This window comes from Pseudomonas gingeri (assembly GCF_013386165.1).
In the GTDB taxonomy this organism is placed as follows: Bacteria; Pseudomonadota; Gammaproteobacteria; order Pseudomonadales; family Pseudomonadaceae; genus Aquipseudomonas; species Aquipseudomonas gingeri_C.
The window spans coordinates 622,701-643,612 of record NZ_JACAOS010000016.1 but is presented as its reverse complement, the minus strand read 5'-3'; the positions used below and the strand labels follow the sequence as shown (position 1 = coordinate 643,612).

At 60.7% G+C, this 20,912-nt stretch carries 14 protein-coding genes; 10 read left to right on the top strand and 4 right to left on the bottom strand.

Annotated features, from left to right (window positions below):
• The first annotated feature begins 9 nt into the window (after positions 1-9).
• Genes HX866_RS19245 through HX866_RS19235 form a run of 3 tightly spaced genes read left to right on the top strand, consistent with a single transcriptional unit; the run spans position 10 to position 4,144 of the window.
• Complete coding sequence (locus HX866_RS19245) at positions 10-930, top strand: cytochrome-c peroxidase (protein ID WP_177140311.1); 921 nt, start codon at positions 10-12, stop codon at positions 928-930.
• The gene (locus HX866_RS19240; RefSeq protein ID WP_177096580.1) at positions 927-2,741 is read left to right on the top strand and encodes a DAHL domain-containing protein; all 1,815 of its coding nucleotides are present in this window, start codon (positions 927-929) and stop codon (positions 2,739-2,741) included. The genes HX866_RS19245 and HX866_RS19240 overlap by 4 nt, the downstream gene beginning before the upstream one ends.
• Positions 2,738-4,144, top strand: a complete 1,407-nt coding sequence (locus HX866_RS19235) for an ATP-binding protein (RefSeq protein WP_177103735.1) — start codon at positions 2,738-2,740, stop codon at positions 4,142-4,144. Before HX866_RS19240 ends, HX866_RS19235 begins: the two co-directional genes overlap by 4 nt.
• Before the next feature lie 37 nt (positions 4,145-4,181).
• Here the strand turns inward: HX866_RS19235 and HX866_RS19230 are convergent, their stop codons facing one another.
• Positions 4,182-5,507, bottom strand: a complete 1,326-nt coding sequence (locus tag HX866_RS19230) for an APC family permease (protein ID WP_177096578.1) — start codon at positions 5,505-5,507, stop codon at positions 4,182-4,184.
• 212 nt (positions 5,508-5,719) lie between these two features.
• Complete coding sequence (locus HX866_RS19225) at positions 5,720-6,541, bottom strand: carbon-nitrogen hydrolase family protein (RefSeq protein ID WP_177140252.1); 822 nt, start codon at positions 6,539-6,541, stop codon at positions 5,720-5,722.
• 152 nt (positions 6,542-6,693) lie between these two features.
• Here HX866_RS19225 and HX866_RS19220 point away from each other — a divergent pair, with 152 nt between their 5' ends.
• The 4 genes from HX866_RS19220 (at position 6,694) to HX866_RS19205 (ending at position 13,483) form a co-directional block, all read left to right on the top strand.
• Positions 6,694-7,494, top strand: a complete 801-nt coding sequence (locus HX866_RS19220) for a helix-turn-helix transcriptional regulator (protein WP_177096576.1) — start codon at positions 6,694-6,696, stop codon at positions 7,492-7,494.
• A gap of 407 nt (positions 7,495-7,901) precedes the next feature.
• Positions 7,902-9,461, top strand: coding sequence for a glucan biosynthesis protein (locus HX866_RS19215; protein WP_256344957.1), 1,560 nt, complete (start codon positions 7,902-7,904; stop codon positions 9,459-9,461).
• 3 nt (positions 9,462-9,464) lie between these two features.
• Positions 9,465-11,759, top strand: a complete 2,295-nt coding sequence (gene bglX / locus HX866_RS19210; protein ID WP_218179057.1) for a beta-glucosidase BglX — start codon at positions 9,465-9,467, stop codon at positions 11,757-11,759.
• Between the two features lie 104 nt (positions 11,760-11,863).
• Complete coding sequence (locus HX866_RS19205) at positions 11,864-13,483, top strand: FMN-binding glutamate synthase family protein (protein WP_177103730.1); 1,620 nt, start codon at positions 11,864-11,866, stop codon at positions 13,481-13,483.
• Positions 13,484-13,527: 44 nt separating this feature from the next.
• Here HX866_RS19205 and HX866_RS19200 read toward each other — a convergent pair whose 3' ends face one another.
• Complete coding sequence (locus HX866_RS19200; protein ID WP_218179720.1) at positions 13,528-13,929, bottom strand: GtrA family protein; 402 nt, start codon at positions 13,927-13,929, stop codon at positions 13,528-13,530.
• Positions 13,930-14,193: 264 nt separating this feature from the next.
• Between HX866_RS19200 and HX866_RS19195 the strand changes: the two genes are divergently transcribed.
• The 3 genes from HX866_RS19195 (at position 14,194) to HX866_RS19185 (ending at position 20,364) form a co-directional block, all read left to right on the top strand.
• Positions 14,194-15,813: a glycosyltransferase family 39 protein gene (locus HX866_RS19195; RefSeq protein ID WP_177140251.1), complete on the top strand. Its 1,620-nt coding sequence runs from the start codon at positions 14,194-14,196 to the stop codon at positions 15,811-15,813.
• 119 nt (positions 15,814-15,932) lie between these two features.
• Positions 15,933-17,057 carry an OpgC family protein gene (locus HX866_RS19190; RefSeq protein ID WP_177140309.1) on the top strand — a complete coding sequence of 375 codons (1,125 nt, stop codon included), beginning with the start codon at positions 15,933-15,935 and terminating at the stop codon, positions 17,055-17,057.
• 205 nt (positions 17,058-17,262) lie between these two features.
• The gene (locus HX866_RS19185; RefSeq protein ID WP_177103728.1) at positions 17,263-20,364 is read left to right on the top strand and encodes a transglycosylase domain-containing protein; all 3,102 of its coding nucleotides are present in this window, start codon (positions 17,263-17,265) and stop codon (positions 20,362-20,364) included.
• A gap of 16 nt (positions 20,365-20,380) precedes the next feature.
• On the opposite strand, the gene HX866_RS19180 is transcribed toward HX866_RS19185, so the two are convergent.
• Positions 20,381-20,902 carry a C40 family peptidase gene (locus HX866_RS19180; RefSeq protein WP_177103727.1) on the bottom strand — a complete coding sequence of 174 codons (522 nt, stop codon included), beginning with the start codon at positions 20,900-20,902 and terminating at the stop codon, positions 20,381-20,383.
• Positions 20,903-20,912 lie beyond the last annotated feature (10 nt).

Genomic DNA, 20,912 nt, shown 5'->3' with positions numbered 1-20,912 from the left:
TGTTGCGCGATGTTGCTCAGCGCCCAGCTGAACGCCGCGCCGCTGGACGAACCGCTCAAACCATTGCCGGATGTCCCGGTGCAGGATCCACGGAAAGTCGAGCTGGGTCGCCAGTTGTTCAATGAAAAACAACTGTCGATCAATAACACCACGTCCTGCGCCAGTTGCCATCACCTGGAGCTAGGCGGGGCGGACGGCAAGCCCTTCTCCATCGGTTTCCAGGGCGGCACCCTGGGCATCAACACCCCGACCGTATTCAACGCCGCGCTGAACTTCAGGCAATTCTGGAACGGTCGCGTCGAAACCCTGGAGGAGCAGATCGACGACGTGGTGAAAAGCCCGATCGAAATGGGCAACACCTGGCCCCACGTCGTCGACACCCTCAACCAGGCCCCGACCTACCAGGCGGCCTTCCGTGAAGCCTATACCGACGGCGTGACCATCGCCAACGTGCAGAATGCCCTGGCCAGCTACGAACGCAGCCTGCTGACACCCAACTCGCGCTTCGACCAGTACCTCAAAGGCAACACCGATATCCTCAGCATCGACGAAAAATACGGCTACCAACGCTTCAAGGACTACGGCTGTATCGCCTGCCACCAGGGGGTCAATATCGGCGGCAACATGTTCCAGAAGTTCGGCGTGATGGGCGACTACTTCAAGGTCCGGGGCAACCCCACAGAGGCCGACCTGGGGCGCTACCTGGCGACCGGAGCCGAAGAGGACCGCAATGTGTTCAAGGTTCCGAGCCTGCGCAACGTCGCGCTCACCGCCCCGTATTTTCACGATGGTTCGGCCAAGACCCTGGAGGACGCCGTCCACGTCATGTTCACCTACCAACTGGGACGGGTCCCTTCCGCCGAGGACATCCGCCTGATCGTGCTGTTTCTCAGGACCCTGACCGGTGAACTGGGAGGAAAACCGCTATGACGGAGAAAACCAGCGTCCTGAACCGAGTCGTCCTGCCGCGCTTGGCCATCCTGCTCGCCTCGGTGCTAGGGTTTCTGTACCTCATGGCCGGCACCGACGCGACCCTGGACTATGCCCGCGCCCGTGACCTGATCAACACGGCCAAACAGCTGGATGCACAGTGGGACACCGAAATCCTCAAGGCCAGGATCGCCGTGGCGCGCAATTACGACCCGTTGGTCAAGCCCCCTCAGGAAATGCACCAGCTCTTGCAGACGTTCACCCCTATCGATCCCGGCCAGGCCCAACAGGCCACCGCTGCCTGGAAGGACCGCCGGGAAACCCTGAACCAGGCGCTCGACGAAAAAGTCCGACTGGTCGAACAGTTCAAATCCCGCAATGCGATACTGCGCAACTCCCTGGCCTTCCTGCCGACCGCCGAAGATGATATCCAACACCAGCTCGGCGAGCTTAAGGACCAGGACAAACTGATGCTCCAGGACACATCCAACGACATCTACGACCTGCTGCTCAGCGCCCTGGAATTTGCCCAGACCACTACCGACGAGCGCGCCCACAGCATCGAGCTGGGGCTCAATCAGGTGATGATCGACACGCAACGCCTGCCGCCCTCGTTCAAGGAGCCGGTCGAGCTCATGCTCAACCACGTCAACCTGATCCTGCGCGAACAACCTCAGGTCAACAGATTGATTGAAGAGATCGACGCCGTACCGGTCTCCGAAAGCCTGGACGCCATCACCGACCAACTGAACCAGGAGCAGCAACAAGCCGACCAGCTCAACCAGCGCCACCATTTATACCTACTGGTTTTCTCCGGCGCGCTGCTCGTCCTGCTGCTGTATCTCGCCAGCCGCCTGATCCGCAGTTATGCCGAAATCAACCGGGTCAACCACGCCCTGCAAGCCGCCAACAGCGACCTTGAACAACGCGTCGAGCGACGGACCCAAAGCCTGCGCGAGGCGCAGAGCGAACTGATGGAAAGCGCGCGCCTGGCCGGCATGGCCGAGATCGCCACCAACGTGCTGCACAACGTCGGCAATGTGCTCAATAGCGTGAATATCTCCGCCGACCTGGTGGCGCGCAAATTGCGCAGCAGCAAGGCCCAGGGCCTGGCCAAGGCGGTGACGATGATCAACGAGCACAAGCACGATCTCGGCGAGTTCATTACCGGCGACGAACGTGGCAAGCTGTTGCCCGGGTATCTCAACCAACTGGTCGAGGCCATTGCCGCGGAACAACAGAGCATGAGCGACGAACTGACCCAGTTGAGCAAGAGCGTCGACCATATCAAGGACATCGTCTCGACCCAGCAGTCCTATGCCGGTGTCTCGAGTATCGAAGAGCCGCTGCACATCCGGGACTTGCTCGAAGACGCCCTGCGCATGAACTCCGGGGCCCTGAGTCGGCACAACGTCACGGTGATCCGCGAATACGACGAGGTGCCCCAGGTGATGGCCGACAAGCACCGCCTGCTGCTGATCCTGATCAATCTGATCAGCAACGCCAAGCAGGCCATGGCCAGCCTCTCCGACCGCCCGCGGGCGATCACCCTGCAAGTTCAGACAATCGAGGACAGCACCTTGCGCATCAGCGTCAAGGACGCCGGTGAAGGTATCCTCCCGGAAAACATGACCCGCATCTTTGCCCATGGCTTCACCACCCGCAAGGATGGCCATGGCTTCGGCCTGCACAGCTGCGCGCTGGCCGCGATCGAAATGAAAGGGCACCTGACCGCCCACAGCGACGGCCCTGGGAAAGGCGCCGTCTTTACCCTCGAATTACCGCTGAAAACCGCCGTGGGGGTTTCATGAGCACACTCGCCAACCGCCGTATCCTGCTGGTCGATGACACGCCGTCGATCCACGAGGACTTTCGCAAGATTCTCACCCCCATGGCCGACACCTCGCCGGACCTGGACCTGATGGAAGCCGCGCTGTTCGGCCAGGAGGTCAAGACCAGCAGCATCCTGCCGTTCGAACTCGACTCCGCCTATCAGGGCCAGGAAGGCCTGCAAAAAATCGAACAGGCGGTGGCCCGCGGACAGCCCTATGCCCTGGCCTTCGTCGACATGCGCATGCCCCAGGGCTGGGACGGTGCCGAAACCATCGAGCACCTGTGGCAGGTCGACCCCAACCTGCAAGTGGTGGTCTGCACCGCCTACACCGACTATTCCTGGGACGAGCTGCTGGAGCGCCTGGATGGTCACGACCGGCTGGTGATCCTGAAAAAGCCTTTCGACAATATCGAAGTCCAGCAATTGGCCAACACCCTGACCAACAAATGGGACATGACCGAGCGCGCCAACCTGCAGATGCATCGGCTGGAGGAATTGGTCGAGCAACGGACCCTGGCGCTCAAGCAGACCAGCCTGGCCTTGCAACATGAGATCGACGAACGCAAGCAACTGGAAGGGCAGCTTGTGCAATCGGAAAAGCTCGCCTCCCTCGGCCAACTGGCCGCCGGTGTCGCCCATGAGATCAACAACCCCATCGGCTTCATTTCCTCGAACCTGGGGACCCTGGAAGGCTATTTCAGCAAACTGCTGGAAATGCTCCAGGCCTATCAGGACGCCGAGGAAGGCATCGCCTCCGCCGAGTTGCTGGCACGTTTGAAGGGCCTGCGCGAACGGGTCGAGCTGGACTTCCTGGAGGAGGATATTCCGCTGCTGATCAAGGAATCCAAGGAAGGCATCGGCCGGGTCGGAAAAATCGTCAAGGACCTGAAGAACTTCTCCCGGGTCGATTCAACCCTGGAATGGCAATGGAGCAACCTGCAACACGGCATCGACTCGACCCTGAACATTGTCGCCAACGAACTCAAATACAAAGCCGATGTGGTCAAGGATTACGCCGAACTGCCGGAGATCGAGTGCCTGCCGTCGCAGATCAACCAGGTGATCATGAACCTGGTGGTCAACGCCGCCCAGGCCATGGGGCCGGCGCGCGGTACCATCACCCTGCGTGGCGGCACCCTGGGTGAACGGATCTGGCTGGAAGTGGCCGACACGGGCTCGGGCATGGCGCCCGAGACCGTGCAGAAGATCTTCGACCCGTTCTTCACCACCAAACCCATCGGCCAGGGCACGGGCCTGGGCTTGTCGCTGTCCTACGGCATCGTGCAGAAGCATGCCGGACAGATCACGGTCCGTAGCGAGTTGGGACTGGGGACCACGTTCAGGATCGAGTTGCCGATCCGTCAGAACAAAGCCGCTTGAGCCACGCGGGAGCCGGCTGGCCGGCTCCCGCAGGACCTCAGGCCGCCTCCTGGAAATCCATCTCCGGCGGTTGCTTGCGGAAACCGCCCGTGAGGAAGCCCAGGTACACCAGGCCGACCGCCAGCCAGCTCAGACCCAGGTAAATTGCCAGGTGATCGAGGCTGATCATCAGCCACAGATCCGCCACCAGGCCGATCAGCGGGCACACCAGGAACAGCAGCAGCTCACGGGGCCCACGTTTCTCGCCACCGATCCAGTAGTGGAAAATCACCGACAGGTTCACCAGGCTGAAGGCCAGGAACGCGCCGAAGTTGATGAACGAGGTGGAGGTGGTCACGTCCAGCTTCAGTGCCAGCAAGGCCACCACCGCGCAGAGCAGGATACTGTTGACCGGCGTGCCGAAACGCTCGTGCAAGGTGCCGAAGAACGACTTCGGCAAGACACCGTCGCGACCCATCGCATACAGCAGGCGCGAACCACTGGCCTGGGCCGACAGGCCCGAAGCGAATTGGCCGACGATCAGGCCGATCAGGAAGATCGTCACAAACAGGTCGCCGCCGATATTGCGGGCAATTTCATAGGCGGCCGAGTCGACGTTATCGAACACGAACGACGGATGGGCCAACTGCACGAAGTACGACACCCCGACGAAGATCAGGCCGCCGATCAAGGTGATCAGCATGATTGCCCGGGGAATGGTCCGACGTGGATCACGGGTTTCTTCGGTCAGGGTACTCACCGCATCGAAGCCCAGGAACGAATAACAGGCAATCGCTGCGCCGCTCATGATCAGGGGCATCTGCATATCGCCGCTGAAAAACGGCGACAAGGTCCACAGTGGCTTGCTGGCGTCACCGCCGATGTAGTGGATCGCCAGGGCGACGAAGGCCACCAGCACCAGGAACTGCACCAGCATCAGCAAGGCGTTGATGCCGTTGGCCAGGCGCAGGCCGACGATATTGATCACGCTGGTGATGCCGATAAAGGCCAGCACCCAGACCGACTGCGGCACTGAAGGAAACGCCGAATTGAGGTACGCCGCGCCGATCAGCCAGATGGCCATGGGCAGGAACAGGTAATCGAGCAGCACCGCCCAACCGGCAATAAAGCCCAGTTTGGGGCTGATGGCCTTGCGCACATAGCTGTAGGCCGAGCCGGCCACCGGGAAGGCCGCGGCCATGCGCCCGTAGCTCATGGCGGTAAAGAACATCGCCACCAGCGCGGCGAGATAAGCGGCTGGAACCATGCCGGCCGTGGACTGGGCAAGAATGCCGAAAGTGCCGAGGACAATGATCGGCGTCATATAGGCGATGCCGAACAGCACCACCGACCCCAGCGAAAGGGTACGTTGCAAACGAGCCATGAGGCGACTACTCCGAATGTTATTGGATTTATGGCAGAGCCGAGTTCGGCGAAGGTACAGCGGTGGTGCGTCATTCTTATGGGTTCAAAACAGGCCGCGCCCCTGTAGGAGCCGGCTTGCTGGCGATGGCGACGACGCGGTGTTTCAGATGAACCGAGTGGATGCCATCGCCAGCAAGCCGGCTCCTACAAGGTAGGGCCGCGATCTGTGTGTCAGCCTTGGGGAATCAACAACTCCCTTACGCCGTTGGCATGCTCGATCACCTCGCCCGGCAGACGCAGGCGCTGGTCATCCAGGTAGCGATAGTCACGCCGCGCCGCCGCCAGCTGGCCCAGGTCCATCTGCACCGTGAACTGGCCTTCCTCGCGCCCGGCTTCGAACAGCAGGCTGCCGAACGGATCTACCAGCGCGCTACCCCCGGCGAACAGCAAGCCGCCATCACCCTCTTCCACCCGGTTGACCATCAGCGCGAACGCCTGGTTTTCCTGGGCGCGGGCCATGATCGCGGTGCGATGGGTCGGTCCATAGGGGTCCATGTTGCCGTTGGTGACGATCAACAACTCGGCACCCAGCTGCGCCAGGGCCCGGGCGGTTTCCGGGAACTCGATGTCGTAGCAGATCAGCAGGCCGACGCGGATGCCGTTCCACTCGGTGGTGACATAACGGTCGCCAGCGCTGAACACACCACGATCCGAAGCCCACAGGTGGGTCTTGCGATAACGCAGAGCAATGCCTTCGGCGGTGATCAGCAGCGTGGTGTTGTAGAACTGCCCGGCGTCGTTCTCGGCCACGCCGATCACCACCGCCAGGTTGCGTTCCCGGGCAGCCCGTTGCACGGCCTGGACGGTCGGGCCATCCAGCGGCTCGGCGACAGCGGCTACGGTCTCGGCGGACGGAAAACCCATCAAGTGGGTTTCCGGGAACACGATCAGCTGCGTATCGGCGGCGCAGGCCGCGATCGCCGCCAGTGCGCGTTCGAGGTTGTAGGCGGTATCGTTGTCCCGGCCCGCAAGCTGGGCAAATTCGACCTTCATGGGTTTTTCCTTGTTTTCGATAGCCGGCCAGGCTCAATGACGGCGCCGAGCTGGCAGAATGAGTGCCCGGCCATTGTGTGTGGGTTCAGTATGCGCACCGGGGGCAGGCCGTGGGAATTACGCGGCCGGGGTAACCTGATAGGGGTAGACGAATGACACTCATCCTGGACGACATCGCCTGGCACCGGGCGATGGGGCAAATGATCGAGGCCCTCGACCGGCCGAATTTCTGGACGCAACTGGTGCGCCTGCTCAACCAGTACGTGACCTTCGACAGCTGGGTGGTCCTGCTGTTCAGCAACGGCCAGCACCCGCAAGTGTTCGCCGAATGCCCGGGCGAGGACGGCGGCCCCGACACTTTGTTCCAGGATTACCTGCGCGGCCTGTACCTGCTCGACCCTTTCTACATCGCCAGCCGCGAGCAACAACGCACCGGCCTGTACCGCCTGCCGGAGGTAGCACCGGAGCATTTCGAGCTGACCGAGTACTACCAGCGTTACTTCCGCCTGAACGTGGTGGCCGATGAAATCCAGTTCAACTGCCAGCTCGATGGCGACCGCACCCTGTGTTTGTCGCTGGGTTCGACCACGCCGTTCAGCGCCGAACAGATCGCCCTGCTCTCGTTGATCCAGCCCTGGGTCCTGGCACTGCTACGCCAACGCCTGCCGTATGAAGTCGACGAAGCCGTGACCCAGCCCAACAGCGCGGGGCAAGGCGACTGGCGCACGCAACTGGAAGCTTCGGTGCAACAACTCAAGGGCGCGCAGTTGACGGCCCGCGAACTGGATGTCGGACGGCTGATGCTCAGCGGTTGCTCGAGCAAGGAAATCGCCCGCAAGCTGGAGATTTCCATCGAGACGGTGAAGGTCCACAAGAAGCACATGTACAGCAAGTTGGGAATCAAATCCCAGTCCGAGCTGTTCTCGATTTTCCTCCAGGCGCAGAAAACCTGATGGGATAACACGTGTTTTCGTTGCCAACCACTCATCGGAAAACAGCAAGACCTGTCATTTCTGACAGTAGCCCGCCGTTTGATTTTCCTCAAAGATCATGACTGCGCGACAAGTGTCGAAGCCAGCATTCTCCATACCCATCGTGTTTATCCAGTTTTCAGTCACATCCAGTGACTGGGACTTTGATCGTCCATTTATTCGCGAGCGCCACGCTCGACGAATATAAACCGAGGGATCGGCATGATGCGGATTATAAAAACCACAGGGACACGAACCATTACTTCCGGCCACTTCAAAGGCCTGCAAACATGTTGAGCCGTCGCACTTTTCTCGCGGCGGTTTCACTCTCCAGCGCATTTTCAGCACTGGGACTGCCCTTCTCCACCGAGGCTGATGAAGGGCATGGGTTGAAACGAGGAGAACCCGAACCTTTTTCGTTTGATCAACTCATTGCCCGCGCCGAAGCCACCGCATTGAAGCCCTATGTTTTCCCAACCGAAGGGCCCGCCGACATCCTCGCGAAAATAGACTACGACGCCCACGGAAAAATAAAATTCGATGCGGCCCAGGCACTGTTTGCCCAAGGCCCCGGACAGTTTCCGGTGACCTTTTTCCACCTGGGACAGTACTTTCGGGTGCCGGTCAGAATGTATGTGGTCAAGCAAGCCATGGCCGAGGAAATCCTCTACGACACCTCCTACTTCGACATGCCGAACGACAGCCCCGCCCGCGCCCTGCCATCAGGCAGCGGCTTTGCCGGTTTCCGCTTCCAGGAAAGCCGCCTGAAATCCCAGGCCACGTTGAAGTGGCAACAGAACGACTGGCTTGCGTTTCTCGGTGGCTCGTACTTTCGAGCCATTGGCGAGTTGTATCAATATGGGTTATCGGCACGCGGGATCGCCTTGAATGTCGCCCAGGCCGACGCCCGCGAGGAATTCCCCGCCTTCACCGATATCTGGTTCGAGACACCCGGTAACCATCACGATGATGACGTGACCTTCTACGCGCTGCTCGACGGTCCCAGTATCTGCGGTGCCTATCGCTTCACCGCGCACCGGGGCAAAGGCGTGGTCATGGAGATCGAGTGCGCGCTGTTCCTGCGCCAGGACGTCGGCCGTTTCGGCATCGCGCCACTGACATCCATGTACTGGTTTTCCGAAACGGCCAAACCCACTGCCGCCGATTGGCGCCCTGAAGTCCACGACTCCGACGGCCTGGCGATGTGGGCCGGAAATGGCGAGCGCATCTGGCGCCCACTCAACAACCCACCGCGGATCATGGCCAGCGCGTTCAGCGACAAGCAGCCGAAAGGTTTCGGCCTGATGCAGCGTGATCGAGTGTTCGACCACTATGAGGACGGCGTGCATTACGAAAACCGCCCCAGCCTCTGGGTCGAACCTCTTGGCGACTGGGGCGAAGGCAGCGTACAACTGGTCGAGATCCCCACCGACGACGAAATCCAGGACAATATCGTCGCCATGTGGGTGCCCAAGGCTGCGGCCGAAGCGGGCAACAACTACCGGCTGCAGTATCGCCTGCACTGGCTCGCGGATGAGCCCTACCCGTCGGCGTTGGCCCGTTGCGTCGCGACACGCCTGGGCAACGGTGGCCAGCCCGGCCAGCCGCGCCCGAAAGGCGTGCGTAAATTTGTCGTGGAATTCAAGGGCACGGTCCTGGAAAAGCTGGCTTCCGGGACCAAACCGCAAGCCGTGCTCTCCACCTCGAGAGGGGCCCTCTCGAACGTCTTTACCGAAGCCGTATCCGATGACATACCCGGTCATTGGCGAGCCGTGTTCGACCTGAGCGTCGAAACCCGTGATCCAGTGGAGTTACGCCTGTTCCTGCGCCTGGAGGACAAAACCCTCTCGGAAACCTGGTTGTATCAGTACCACCCCTTTGATTCGCGGTCCGGAGCGGTTGCGCAAGCAGCGTCCTCCGGGAAATCAAAGGATGACGCGGGGGCCTGAGCGATGGGACGGTTCCCGCCAATCAGCGCCACGCTGGTCGCGCTCCTCGCCATCGGTATGCTCATGCCAGGCGACGTCAGGTCTATCGAAGGGCAATCCGATCGAATCGAAACCCTGCTCGGACAGATGACACTCGAAGAGAAAGCCGGACAGCTCAACCAGATAGAACTGCAAGAGACGCCCAGCAAAGCCCATGCGCAAAACACCGACGATGACACCATTCGCCAGGGGCAGGCCGGTTCGCTGCTGGGCAACGTGGGGGCGGCAACGGCTCTTCGGCTGCAACACCTGGCTGTCGAGGAGTCACGGCTGCATATCCCGCTGCTGTTTACCTTCGATGTCATTCATGGCTATCGAACCCTGTTTCCCGTCCCCCTCGCCGAGGCGTCGGCCTGGGACCCTGAGCTGGCGCAACGCACCGCGCGGGCCGCGGCCATGGAAGCCACGGCAGGCGGGGTGCACTTGACCTACGCACCGATGGTGGATATCGCCCGTGATCCGCGCTGGGGGCGAGTCGTGGAAGGCGCGGGAGAAGACCCCTTCCTCGGTTCCGCATTGGCGGTGGCCCGTGTGCGCGGTTTCCATGGAGGCGGGCCTGGCGATCCCTCGTCGCTGCTCACCACCGCCAAGCACTTCGTCGCCTATGGTGCTGCCGAGGGCGGGCGCGACTACAACATCGCCGATCTCTCGGAACGTACGCTGCACGAAGTCTACCTGCCGCCCTTTCGCGCGGCCGTGGAGGCGGGTGTCGACGTCATCATGCCGGGATTCAACGAAATCGCCGGGATACCGATGCACGCCAACCGTGGGTTGATCGATGAGCGCTTGCGCAGGCAATGGGGTTTCAAAGGCCTCGTCATCAGCGATTACGATGCGGTGAGGGAACTGATGGTGCACGGTGTCGCAGCCACCCCGTCAGCGGCGGCCCGACTGGCCATGGAGGCGACGGTGGATATCGACATGGTCAGCGACCTCTACCGACAGGAGCTGCCGGCGCTGGTACGTGCCGGAGTCATCCAGCAGCAACAGCTGGATGACGCGGTGCGGCGGGTACTGGAGGCCAAGGAAAAACTGGGCCTGTTCGATGCCCCCTATCGCGACAGCGATCCGGCCCATGAGCAAGCCCGACTGCTCATGCCACAGACCCGCGCACTGGCACGGGAGGCGGCGCAAAAATCCATCGTGTTGCTGAAAAACGACAAGGCGCTGCTGCCCTTGCCCAAGGACCTGCACGCACTGTTGGTGGTCGGGGCGCTGGCCGATGATGCCCTCTCGACCTTGGGCCCGTGGCACGCTGAGGGACGCCCCGAGGAATCGGTGAGCGTGCTGGCCGGTATCAAGCAGGCCGTTTCAGCGAACACAGCGGTTACCTATATCAGCGCCGCATCGCCCCTTGATCACCCACCCGCCGGGATCGAAAAGGCCGTGCAGGCCGCGGCCAAGGCCGATGCCATCATTGCCGTGCTGGGGGAAACCGCCAAAATGAGTGGCGAGGCCACCAGCCGGACCTCCCTCGGGCTGCCCGGCGCTCAAAACGCACTCTTGGCACGGCTGATCAAAACCGGCAAACCCCTGGTATTGGTGCTTATGAATGGTCGCCCCTTGGCGCTCCCGTCGATGAGCGAGCAGGTGCCCGCCATACTCGAATCCTGGTTCCTGGGATCGGAAATGGGCAATGGGGTCGCCGATATTCTCTTCGGCGACATCAACCCCAGCGGCAAACTGCCAATAACCTTTCCGCGCTCGGTGGGTCAGGTCCCGATTTACTACGCGCATAAAAATACCGGGCGCCCCCCGGGAAATGACGAGCACGACACCTCGAAATACCTGGATCGGCCCTGGACCCCGCGTTATCCCTTTGGCTATGGCCTGAGCTACACGACCTTCACCTATGGCCCTCCGATACTCAGCGCTACGCGCCTGCCGGCGGAAGGCGTGCTGAACGTACAGGTCGAGGTCAGCAATAGCGGCCCACGGGAGGGCGAGGAAATCGTGCAGCTCTATTTGCGCCAGAATGTCGCCAGCGTGACCCGCCCGGTGCGCCTGCTCAGGGGCTTCACCCGAGTCAAGCTGGCGCCGGGACAAACCCGTACGGTGACCTTTCAACTCGACCAGGACGACTTTGCGCTGCTGGACCGCTATTTTCTAAGGGTCATAGAACCCGGCACTTTCAGCGTCTTCGTCGGCGGGAGTTCAGACACCGAGAATCAAGCGAGTTTCGAGATCACCAGCGGTGCGCGAATCCCCAACCTCGGATCGGCCATTCCGCGCATGCTTCGGACCCCAGCGCAACAGTAGGCCCGCGCGACTGATCACAGGGAATCGAACGACTCGCTGTTCTGATTTTCCCTACAGGCGCAGAATGCCTCACCTCCCGACGAGTCCGAACCAAAGGAAACCGTATGAGTCTGTCCCTTCTGAGCCGCTACGCCTTTTTTGCCGGTTGTGTGATTTTCACCCTGGCCAGCCTGCCGTTCCTGGAGCATGACTGGCTCTGGCCCTTCACCCTGGTGACCGGCCTGTTAAGCCTGCTGGGCCTGTTCGATCTGCTGCAAAGTCCCCACGCGGTGCGCCGCAACTACCCGATCCTGGGCAATATCCGTTATCTGGTGGAAGGCATTCGCCCGGAGATCCGCCAATATCTGCTGGAATCCGACAGCGACGCCCTGCCCTTCTCCCGCGCCCAGCGTTCGCTGGTGTATTCGCGGGCCAAGAACGAAAGCGCCGACAAGCCCTTCGGCACCCTGATCGATGTGTACCAGGGCGGCTTCGAGTTTATCGGCCACTCCATGCGCCCGGCGCCGCTGAGCGACCCGAGCAGCTTTCGCGTGATCGTCGGCGGCCCGCAGTGCAAACAACCGTACTCGGCCTCGGTGTTCAACATCTCGGCGATGAGCTTCGGCTCCCTGAGCGCCAACGCGATTCGCGCCCTGAACCAGGGTGCCAAGCTCGGTAACTTCGCCCACGACACCGGTGAAGGCAGCATCAGCCCCTATCACCGCGAGAACGGTGGCGATCTGACCTGGGAACTGGGCAGCGGCTACTTCGGCTGCCGCACCGCGGACGGTCGCTTCGACCCGGAACGCTTCGCTGCCCAGGCGCAGACCCCGCAGGTACGGATGATCGAAATCAAGATGAGCCAGGGCGCCAAGCCTGGCCATGGCGGTATTCTGCCCAAGCACAAGGTGACCAAGGAGATCGCTGAAACCCGCGGCATCATGATGGGCGAAGACTGCGTATCGCCATCACGACACAGTGCGTTTTCCACGCCGGTCGAGATGATGCACTTCATCGCCCAGTTGCGTGAGCTGTCCGGCGGCAAACCGGTGGGCTTCAAATTCTGCCTGGGGCATCCGTGGGAATTCATGGGCATTGCCAAGGCCATGCTGGAAACCGGCATTCTCCCGGACTTTATCGTGGTCGACGGCAAGGAAGGCGGCACCGGCGCGGCGCCGGTGGAGTTCACCGACCATATCGGCGTGCCGATGCGCGACGGTCTGCTGTTCGTGCACAACACCCTGGTGGGCCTGAACCTGCGGGACAAGATCAAGCTCGGCGCCAGCGGCAAGATTGTCAGCGCCTTCGACATCGCCAGCGTGCTGGCCATCGGCGCCGACTGGGCCAACTCCGCTCGGGGCTTCATGTTCGCCATCGGCTGCATCCAGTCCCAGAGCTGCCACACCAACAAGTGCCCGACCGGCGTGGCAACCCAGGACACCTTGCGCCAGCGCGCCCTGGTAGTGCCGGACAAGGCCCAACGGGTGTTCAACTTCCACCGCAATACCCTGAAGGCGCTGGCCGAAATGCTCGCGGCAGCGGGGCTGGAGCATCCGGCGCAGCTGGAAGCCAAGCACCTGGTCCGGCGGATGTCGACGACCGAGATCAAGCTGTTCTCGCAGTTGCATGTGTTCCTCAAGCCGGGTGAGTTGCTGACCGGCGAGGTCAATGGCCAGTTCTATTCACGTATGTGGCAGATGGCGCGGGCCGATAGCTTCGAACCCCAAGAGATGGCGGTCGCATAAAGAGGGTCAAGGCGCCTGTCAGCCAGGCGCCTTCACTTGAACGGTCAGCTTTTGACGGCGGAAAATATAGGCGCCTTGCCTGGAAAGACCAAGTAACTGGCAGACAAGTAACCCACCACCAGACTGACGCCTGAAAAGACCACTAGTGTCACGACGCTGGGCATGGCTACCCGATCCCCCAGCCAGCCTATTGCCGCACTCAAACACGCCATGAAGCCGATAAAGGACAGATAGCGCGACCACGATGCAGTGCGCCTGAAGTTATATCGCGAGTTGGCATAAAAGGAGAACGTGGCCGCCACCGCAAAGGCGCAGACATTACTGAAAACCTGACGAACCGACAGAACGTTGTGCAGCGTCAGAAAGACGCCCCAGTGGATCAACGTATTCAGAATACCGATATAAATCCAAGTCGAAAAATACCTGAGCAACACACACACGGCCATATTTTCGGTTCCGCAGCCGGAAAGAAATACCCGCCCGATGGGGGGCCCCTCCACGTACAACGAAACACCAGCGTGGTGAAACCTCAACACTAGGCCGCACCAACAACTCTGTCTACTGTTGGAAACCACAGGTATAGACGAGCCTCTCTGTCCAGATCACTCTACCGCCCACACGTACACACCTGTTATTTCTGACAGTAGACAGGCCTGTTGAGCCGTTCTAGTGTCAGGCTCCTGCCCGTGAGTGTGGGTTGCCAGGAAAACATGGACGCTAAAAAACGCTATGGCGGGATCCTTTCAAACCTGCCTTGGCTATCTGAAAAACACCTCTGGGTACTGGTCCTGTCGCTGGCCATAGGTGTTCGTTTTTATGCCATTCAGAACCCCTACTTTTGGACCGACGAGGCCTTTTCGGCCCTGATGAGCGTCCAATCCCCCGAGCGAATATGGTTCCACACGGGGCACGACGTACATCCGCCACTCTATTTCCTGCTGCTTCATGCCTGGATCGCCGTTTGCGGGGACGGTGTATTTTCGCAAAGGGCCATGAGTGCCCTGGCTGGAGTGCTGAGCACTCTGCTGGGCATGTGGTTGATGCGACTGCTGGATACACCGCGCACGGCGGTGTTGGCGGGGCTGTTTCTCGCCTTGTTTCCGATCGCCGTCCGGTACAGCCAGGAAGCACGAATGTATACGCTGGAATTCGTCTGGCTGCTGGGGGCGACCATCGCCCTGGTCTACTGGCTGAAAAATACCCGTGACCGATACCTGGTGGCTTACGCACTGCTCATGACGGCAGCGCTCTATACCCATTACTTTGCTCTCTTCTGTGTGCTCTCGCACTGGGTATACCTGTCCATTCTGGCACTCCAGAAAAACCCTCCAACCCGCCCTGTGTTCCGTTCGGCGTGGTGGTTGGCCAATATCAGTATTGCTCTTTTGTATGTGCCATGGCTGATCAGTCCAATTGACGAAATATTTTTCAATACTGAACAGTTTAGAATCGGTGGCGATATTTTCTGGATACCGAAACCGACGGCTTATACATTGCCTTCTTCCATCTGGAAATTCTTTTCCCTCAGAGACAGGCTGGATCTTTTTACCCCAGGCAACCTCCTGTTCCCCCTGTTCATCTGTGCGCTGGCCCTGGCGGGCGCCTTTCAGATAAAGGGCCGCTTCAAATTTGGTCTTTTGCTTTCGCTGCATACGTTCCTGCCGATTTTTTCTGTTTTCCTGCTCTCTTTTATATTTCCTGTTTTCATGGAACGTTATGTGGCTTTTGCCGCCTTGGGCCTCCCCATGTTACTGGCCGTGGCCATCAGCAGGCTGGCGAATCGGACGCCCTTACTTGCCTTGAGCGCAATCCTGCTCATCCTCAGTGTCCAACTGATCGGTCTGCAGACACTTTATGCTCAACAAGATGAGCTGGATGACCCCCGCAATGAGCAGGCCAACCCCATTGATGAGATCGTCGCCTATATAGACGAGCGCTTTCTGCAGGGCGATAGCATCGTCGTTCAGGGTGGATACCAATACTTGAGTGTTGCCTATTACAACCGCAAGGGTGTCAGGCCTTTACTCTTTGAACCGCCCTGGGATGCCACGCATCACAATCGACCCAATGGCTACGGCGCCTCCACACTCATTTACGCAGACCGGGATAGCGTGTTTTTTGAGGACCTTGACCACTTGCCAGCGAGTATCAAAAAGCGCGTGTGGTGGGTGACCGCCATTCACTGGGAGGATGAACAGCGTCCGTTCCCCAATGATTGGCAGTGCCAGTTTGCCAAGCGCGCAGGCGATATGGAGCTCAGGCTCTATGTCATACACGCCTCGACAAATGCTCGCGGGCAACCCCAGACACAACACTGTGACATTCAGTAATACCCCCGCCTTTGCAATTCCCCCCGACTCCCGCCAACCTGCACGCCGCCGATGTATCGCGTGCAATTTCTTACAGCCAGAACAGTCCTATTCAACACTCGCCCAAGAGTTTTCCCGTGATCTCCAACGGACGCGACTATCGCATCGACTTTTTCCGGGGCCTGGCGCTGATCTTCATTTTCTGGGATCACGTGCCGCAGAACCCTCTCGCCCATCTCACCGTGCGCAATTTCGGTTTCAGCGACGCAGCGGAGATATTTGTCTTTCTAGCCGGCTACGCCGCGATACTGGCCTACGGCAAGATCGCCCGCCGCGACGGCTTTCTGGTGGCCAGCGTGCGCATCCTGCGCCGAGCCTGGGTGCTTTATGTGGTGCATATCTTCCTGCTGGCGCTGCTGATGGGCATTGTGTTCTTTGCCAACAGCCAGGTGGAAACCCGCGACCTGGTGCAGGAAATGGGCTTGCAGTATTTCCTCACCCACCCGCAGCAGGCGCTGGTGGACGAACTGCTGCTGCGCTTCAAACCCAACCTGATGGACCCCTTGCCGCTGTATATCCTGCTACTGCTCGGCTTGCCGCTGATACTGCCGATGCTACTGCGCAAGGCCGAATACGTGGTTGGACTGTCGGTGCTGCTGTACCTGCTGGCGCCCTGGTTCCAGTGGAACCTGGCGGCCCAGGAGGGTGGTGTGTGGTTCTTCAACCCCATGGCCTGGCAGTTGCTGTTTGTGCTCGGCGGCGCGGCGGCGATCCATGGACAGCGGGAAAAGCGCCCGGAACCCCGTCCGTTGTCGCGACAACCGCTGTTCGTGAGCTCTGCGGCCTACCTGTTGGCCTGCGGGGTGATCGCCCTGTCCTGGAAATGGCCCCAGGTGCATGACACCTTCATGCCCAAGTTGTTGGGTGAATGGCTCTATCCGATCAGCAAGACCAACCTGTCACCGGCGCGCTTGCTGCACTTCCTGGCGCTGGCCTATGTGCTGGCGAAGCTGTTGCCCAATGGCCCCTGGCTGGATCACTGGCTGGCGCGGCAAAGTTGCCGGATGGGCCGGTACTCGCTGGAAGTGTTCTGCTTCGGCGTGCTGCTGGCGCCATTGGCAGACATGCTCAACGCCCAGGCCGGGGACGGCTTGCCGGTGCGAGTGTTCAGTGCGCTGCTGGGGGTGGCGTTGATGGCGGCGCTGGCCGGCTGGCTGGACCTCAACAAACGCCTGGGCCAATCTGCGCAAGTGGTCAGCGCCTGATGAGCGAATGCGACAGAAGATTCGTCAATGTCCGCCCAGAGACTGCCCGACATGACGGCTGTCACGGATTCATGTCACCGATAAGCACACCGCCCCGATTACCAGCCGGAAATATCTGACGCATCACACATATTTTTCTCCTTCCTCAAGCAGCGTCTAAGCTTCAGGCAAGTGCGATCAATCTGCGTGAATGGATGAATCGACTATGGGCGCTTTGTTGCAATCCGACTCGAACGACACTGTGGTACCGACCAACAGTGCGAATGAAGCGCCTTTACCGAAAAAACCCCGCAAACGCAGGCTGTGGTGGCGGCTGTTCTGGCTGGTACTGCTGATTGCCTTGGTGCTGCTGGGGTTTGCCGCCTCGCGGGAAATGCGCAGCTCGAAAATCCAGGCACGAGAGTTCAGCCGTCTTGCCGCCGACCTCGGTTATTCGCTGGAGCCCGGCCCCAGCGACTCGATGCTCTATCCCGGTGACGGACCTTTCGACAAGCGCCTGGGCTACAGTGCACTCGGCGAATTCCTACCGCGCCTACTGAAACGCAAATACATGATCGAAGCCCAAGCCCGCTTCTCCCCCGCGCTTCTGGACTACAGCCAGGAAGGTTTTTTCGTGCCGTATAAGGAGAAAATCCAGGCCGGTCTGTCGATCACCGATTGCCGCGGGGGCGATGTCTACCACTACGACTATCCGCAACAACTCTATGCAAGCTTCGACGCCATCCCGGCGCTGGTGGTCAACAGCCTGCTGTTTATCGAAAACCGCGAGCTGCTCGACCCGAAACAGCCCGAGGCCAACCCCGCCGTGGACTGGCCACGCTTCGGCAAGGCAGTGCTGTCGCAGATTACCAAGCTGCTGCATATGGGCGGTCAGACCGCCGGCGGCAGCACCCTGGCCACCCAATTGGAAAAATACCGGCACTCGCCGGACGGCCTGACCCTCTCCGGTGGCGAAAAAATCCGGCAGATGATTTCCGCCAGCGTGCGCGCGTATCAAGGCGGGCCGCAAACCCTGGAGGCCCGCAAGGACGTGGTGCGCGACTACCTCAACAGCGTGCCGTTGTCCGCCGTCCCCGGCCACGGCGAAGTGCATGGCATGGCCGAAGGTTTGCGCGTCTGGTACGGCGCCGACTTCGCCCAGGTCAACGCCCGGCTGAACAGCGTTGCCAGCGATCCCCTGAGCCTGTCGCAACGTGGCCTGGCCCTGCGGCAAGTGCTGTCGCTGATGATTGCCCAGCGTCGCCCTTCCCATTACCTGGCCCGCGGCCGCGACGAACTGGCCGAACTGACCGACAGCCATATCCGCCTGCTGGCCCAGAACTCGGTGATCGACGCTCCCCTGGCCGCCGCCGCCCTGGCCAGCAAGGTGACCTACCGCGACTGGCAGCAAGAGCCGACGATCCAACCGGTGGAATCGAACAAGGGTATCAGCGTGGCCCGCAGCCGCCTGGCGGCCATGCTCGACCGGCCGCTCTACGACCTCGACCGCCTTGACCTCTCGGCCACCAGCACCTTGCAATCGGACTTGCAAAGCCAGGCCAGCGACTACCTCAAGCACCTGGCCGACCCTGAGTTCGCCAAGTCCCTGGGACTGTTGGGCGATCACCTGCTGACCCCCACCAGCACGCAACAGGTGCGCTACAGCTTCACACTCTTCGAACTCACCCCCGACAGCGCGCGGGTGCGAGTACAGACCGACAGCACCGACCAACCCTTCGACATCAACGAAGGCAGCAAGCTCGAACTGGGCTCCACCGCCAAACTGCGGGTGCTGACCAGTTACCTGCAGATCATTTCCGAACTGCGCGACCGTTATGGCAACCAGTCACCTGCCGAACTGAAGAAGGCCACCGACGAATCCCAGGACCCGATCACCCGCTGGTCGGTGGATTACCTGGCGCAGAACAGCGACCGCTCCCTGCCGAAAATGCTCGATGCCGCTCTTAACCGGCAATACTCGGCCAACCCTGGCGAAAGCTTTTTCACCGGTGGCGGCTTGCACCACTTCCACAACTTCCGCAAGGAAGACAACGGTCGCAGCCCGACCTTGCGCGAAGCCCTGCGCGAGTCGATCAACCTGCCCTTTATCCGCCTGATGCGCGACCTGGTGCGCTACAGCACCTACCAGGGCCCGAACAACAGCGCCGAATTGCTCAAGGACGACAACGAGCCGCGTCGCCAGGAATACCTGGCCCGTTTCGCCGACCGCGAGGGCACCGCCTTCATGCTGCGCTTCTGGAAGAAGTACCAGAACAAGACGTCCCAGGAGCGCCTGGATACCTTCCTCGACGGCATGCACCCAACGCCGATTCGCCTTGCCGCCGTGCATCGCTACCTGCTGCCGAACGCCCCGCAAACAGCGTTCAATGCCTTCGTCCGGGCTCACCTGAAAACCGAGAAAGTCACCGACGAACGCCTGGCCAAACTCTACAAGACCTACGGCCCCGGCACCTTCGACCTGCCCGACCAGGGCTTTATCGCCAAGGTTCACCCACTGGACCTGTGGCTACTCGGCTACCTGCTGAACAACCCCCAGGCGCACTTCAGCCAGGTGGTGGCCGCCAGCGAATTCGAACGCCAGGAAGTCTACGGCTGGTTGTTCAAGAGCAAGCACAAGAGCGCCCGCGACAGCCGGATCCGGGTGATGCTGGAGATTGAAGCTTTCCTTGATATCCATCAGCGCTGGCAACAGGTCGGCTACCCCTTCGATCACCTGGTACCGTCGCTGGCCACTGCCATCGGCAGTTCCGGCGACCGGCCGGCGGCCCTGGCCGAACTGGTGGGGATCATCCTCAATGACGGCATCCGCATGCCGACACTGCGTATCGACAGCCTGCACTTCGCCGCCAACACACCTTACGACACCCGCCTGGTCAACGACCCGGACAAAGGCAAACGGGTGATGCCGTCGGAAGTCGCCACCGCCCTGCGCGAAGCCTTGTCACAGGTGGTGGATGCGGGTACCGCGCGGCGGGTCTCCGGTAGCTTCAAGCAGCCGGACGGCACACCGTTGGCCATGGGTGGGAAAACCGGCACCGGCGACAACCGCATCGAGGCCATCGGTGCCGGCGGGCGAGTCTTGAGTTCGAAGTCGATCAACCGTACGGCGACCTTTGTGTTCTACATCGGCGACCATCACTTCGGCACCCTGACCGCTTTCGTGCCAGGGCGCTCGGCCGAGTCGTTCAAATTCACCTCGGCCTTGCCGGTGCAGGTACTCAAGGGCATGGCGCCGATCCTGACGCCTTACCTGCAACCGGGCAGCAACACGTTGTGTACCCCACAGAAAGTCGCGAAAACGCCCTGACGGCGGGAGAAAGGCCTCAGCGGGAAGCGTGAAAGCGCTTGGCGAGGGTGTAGCTTTTTTTCCAATAGCTGTTGCTGAGGGAGTCGATGCGGACCGTCTTGCCGCTGCGCGGCGAGTGAATGAACTTATCCCCGCCGATATAGAGCCCGACATGATTGATGGTGTTCTGCCCATTGCGCCGAAAGAACACCGCATCCCCCGGCTTGAGGTTTTTCCGCTCAATGGTCCTGGCGTTGGACCGGCGCATGGCGACGGTGGTGCGCGGCAGCTTGATATCCGCTTCCTGCTGAAACAGGTAGACCAGCAAGCCACTGCAATCGAAACCGTTGACCGACATCCCGCCCCAGCGGTACGGCGTGCCGATCAGTTGATGGGCCCGACCAACGACATTATCGATGGGCGCTGGCGCGGCCTTGGGCTGCAACCCCTTCAGGACCTTGGCTGATGAAACGGTTGTTGCCCCATCGAGGGCGGCGTGAGCCGAGAGGAACAGCGCCGGTGATACCCACAGCAGCGCTCCGAACAAGAAACTGGACATGATAAGTCCC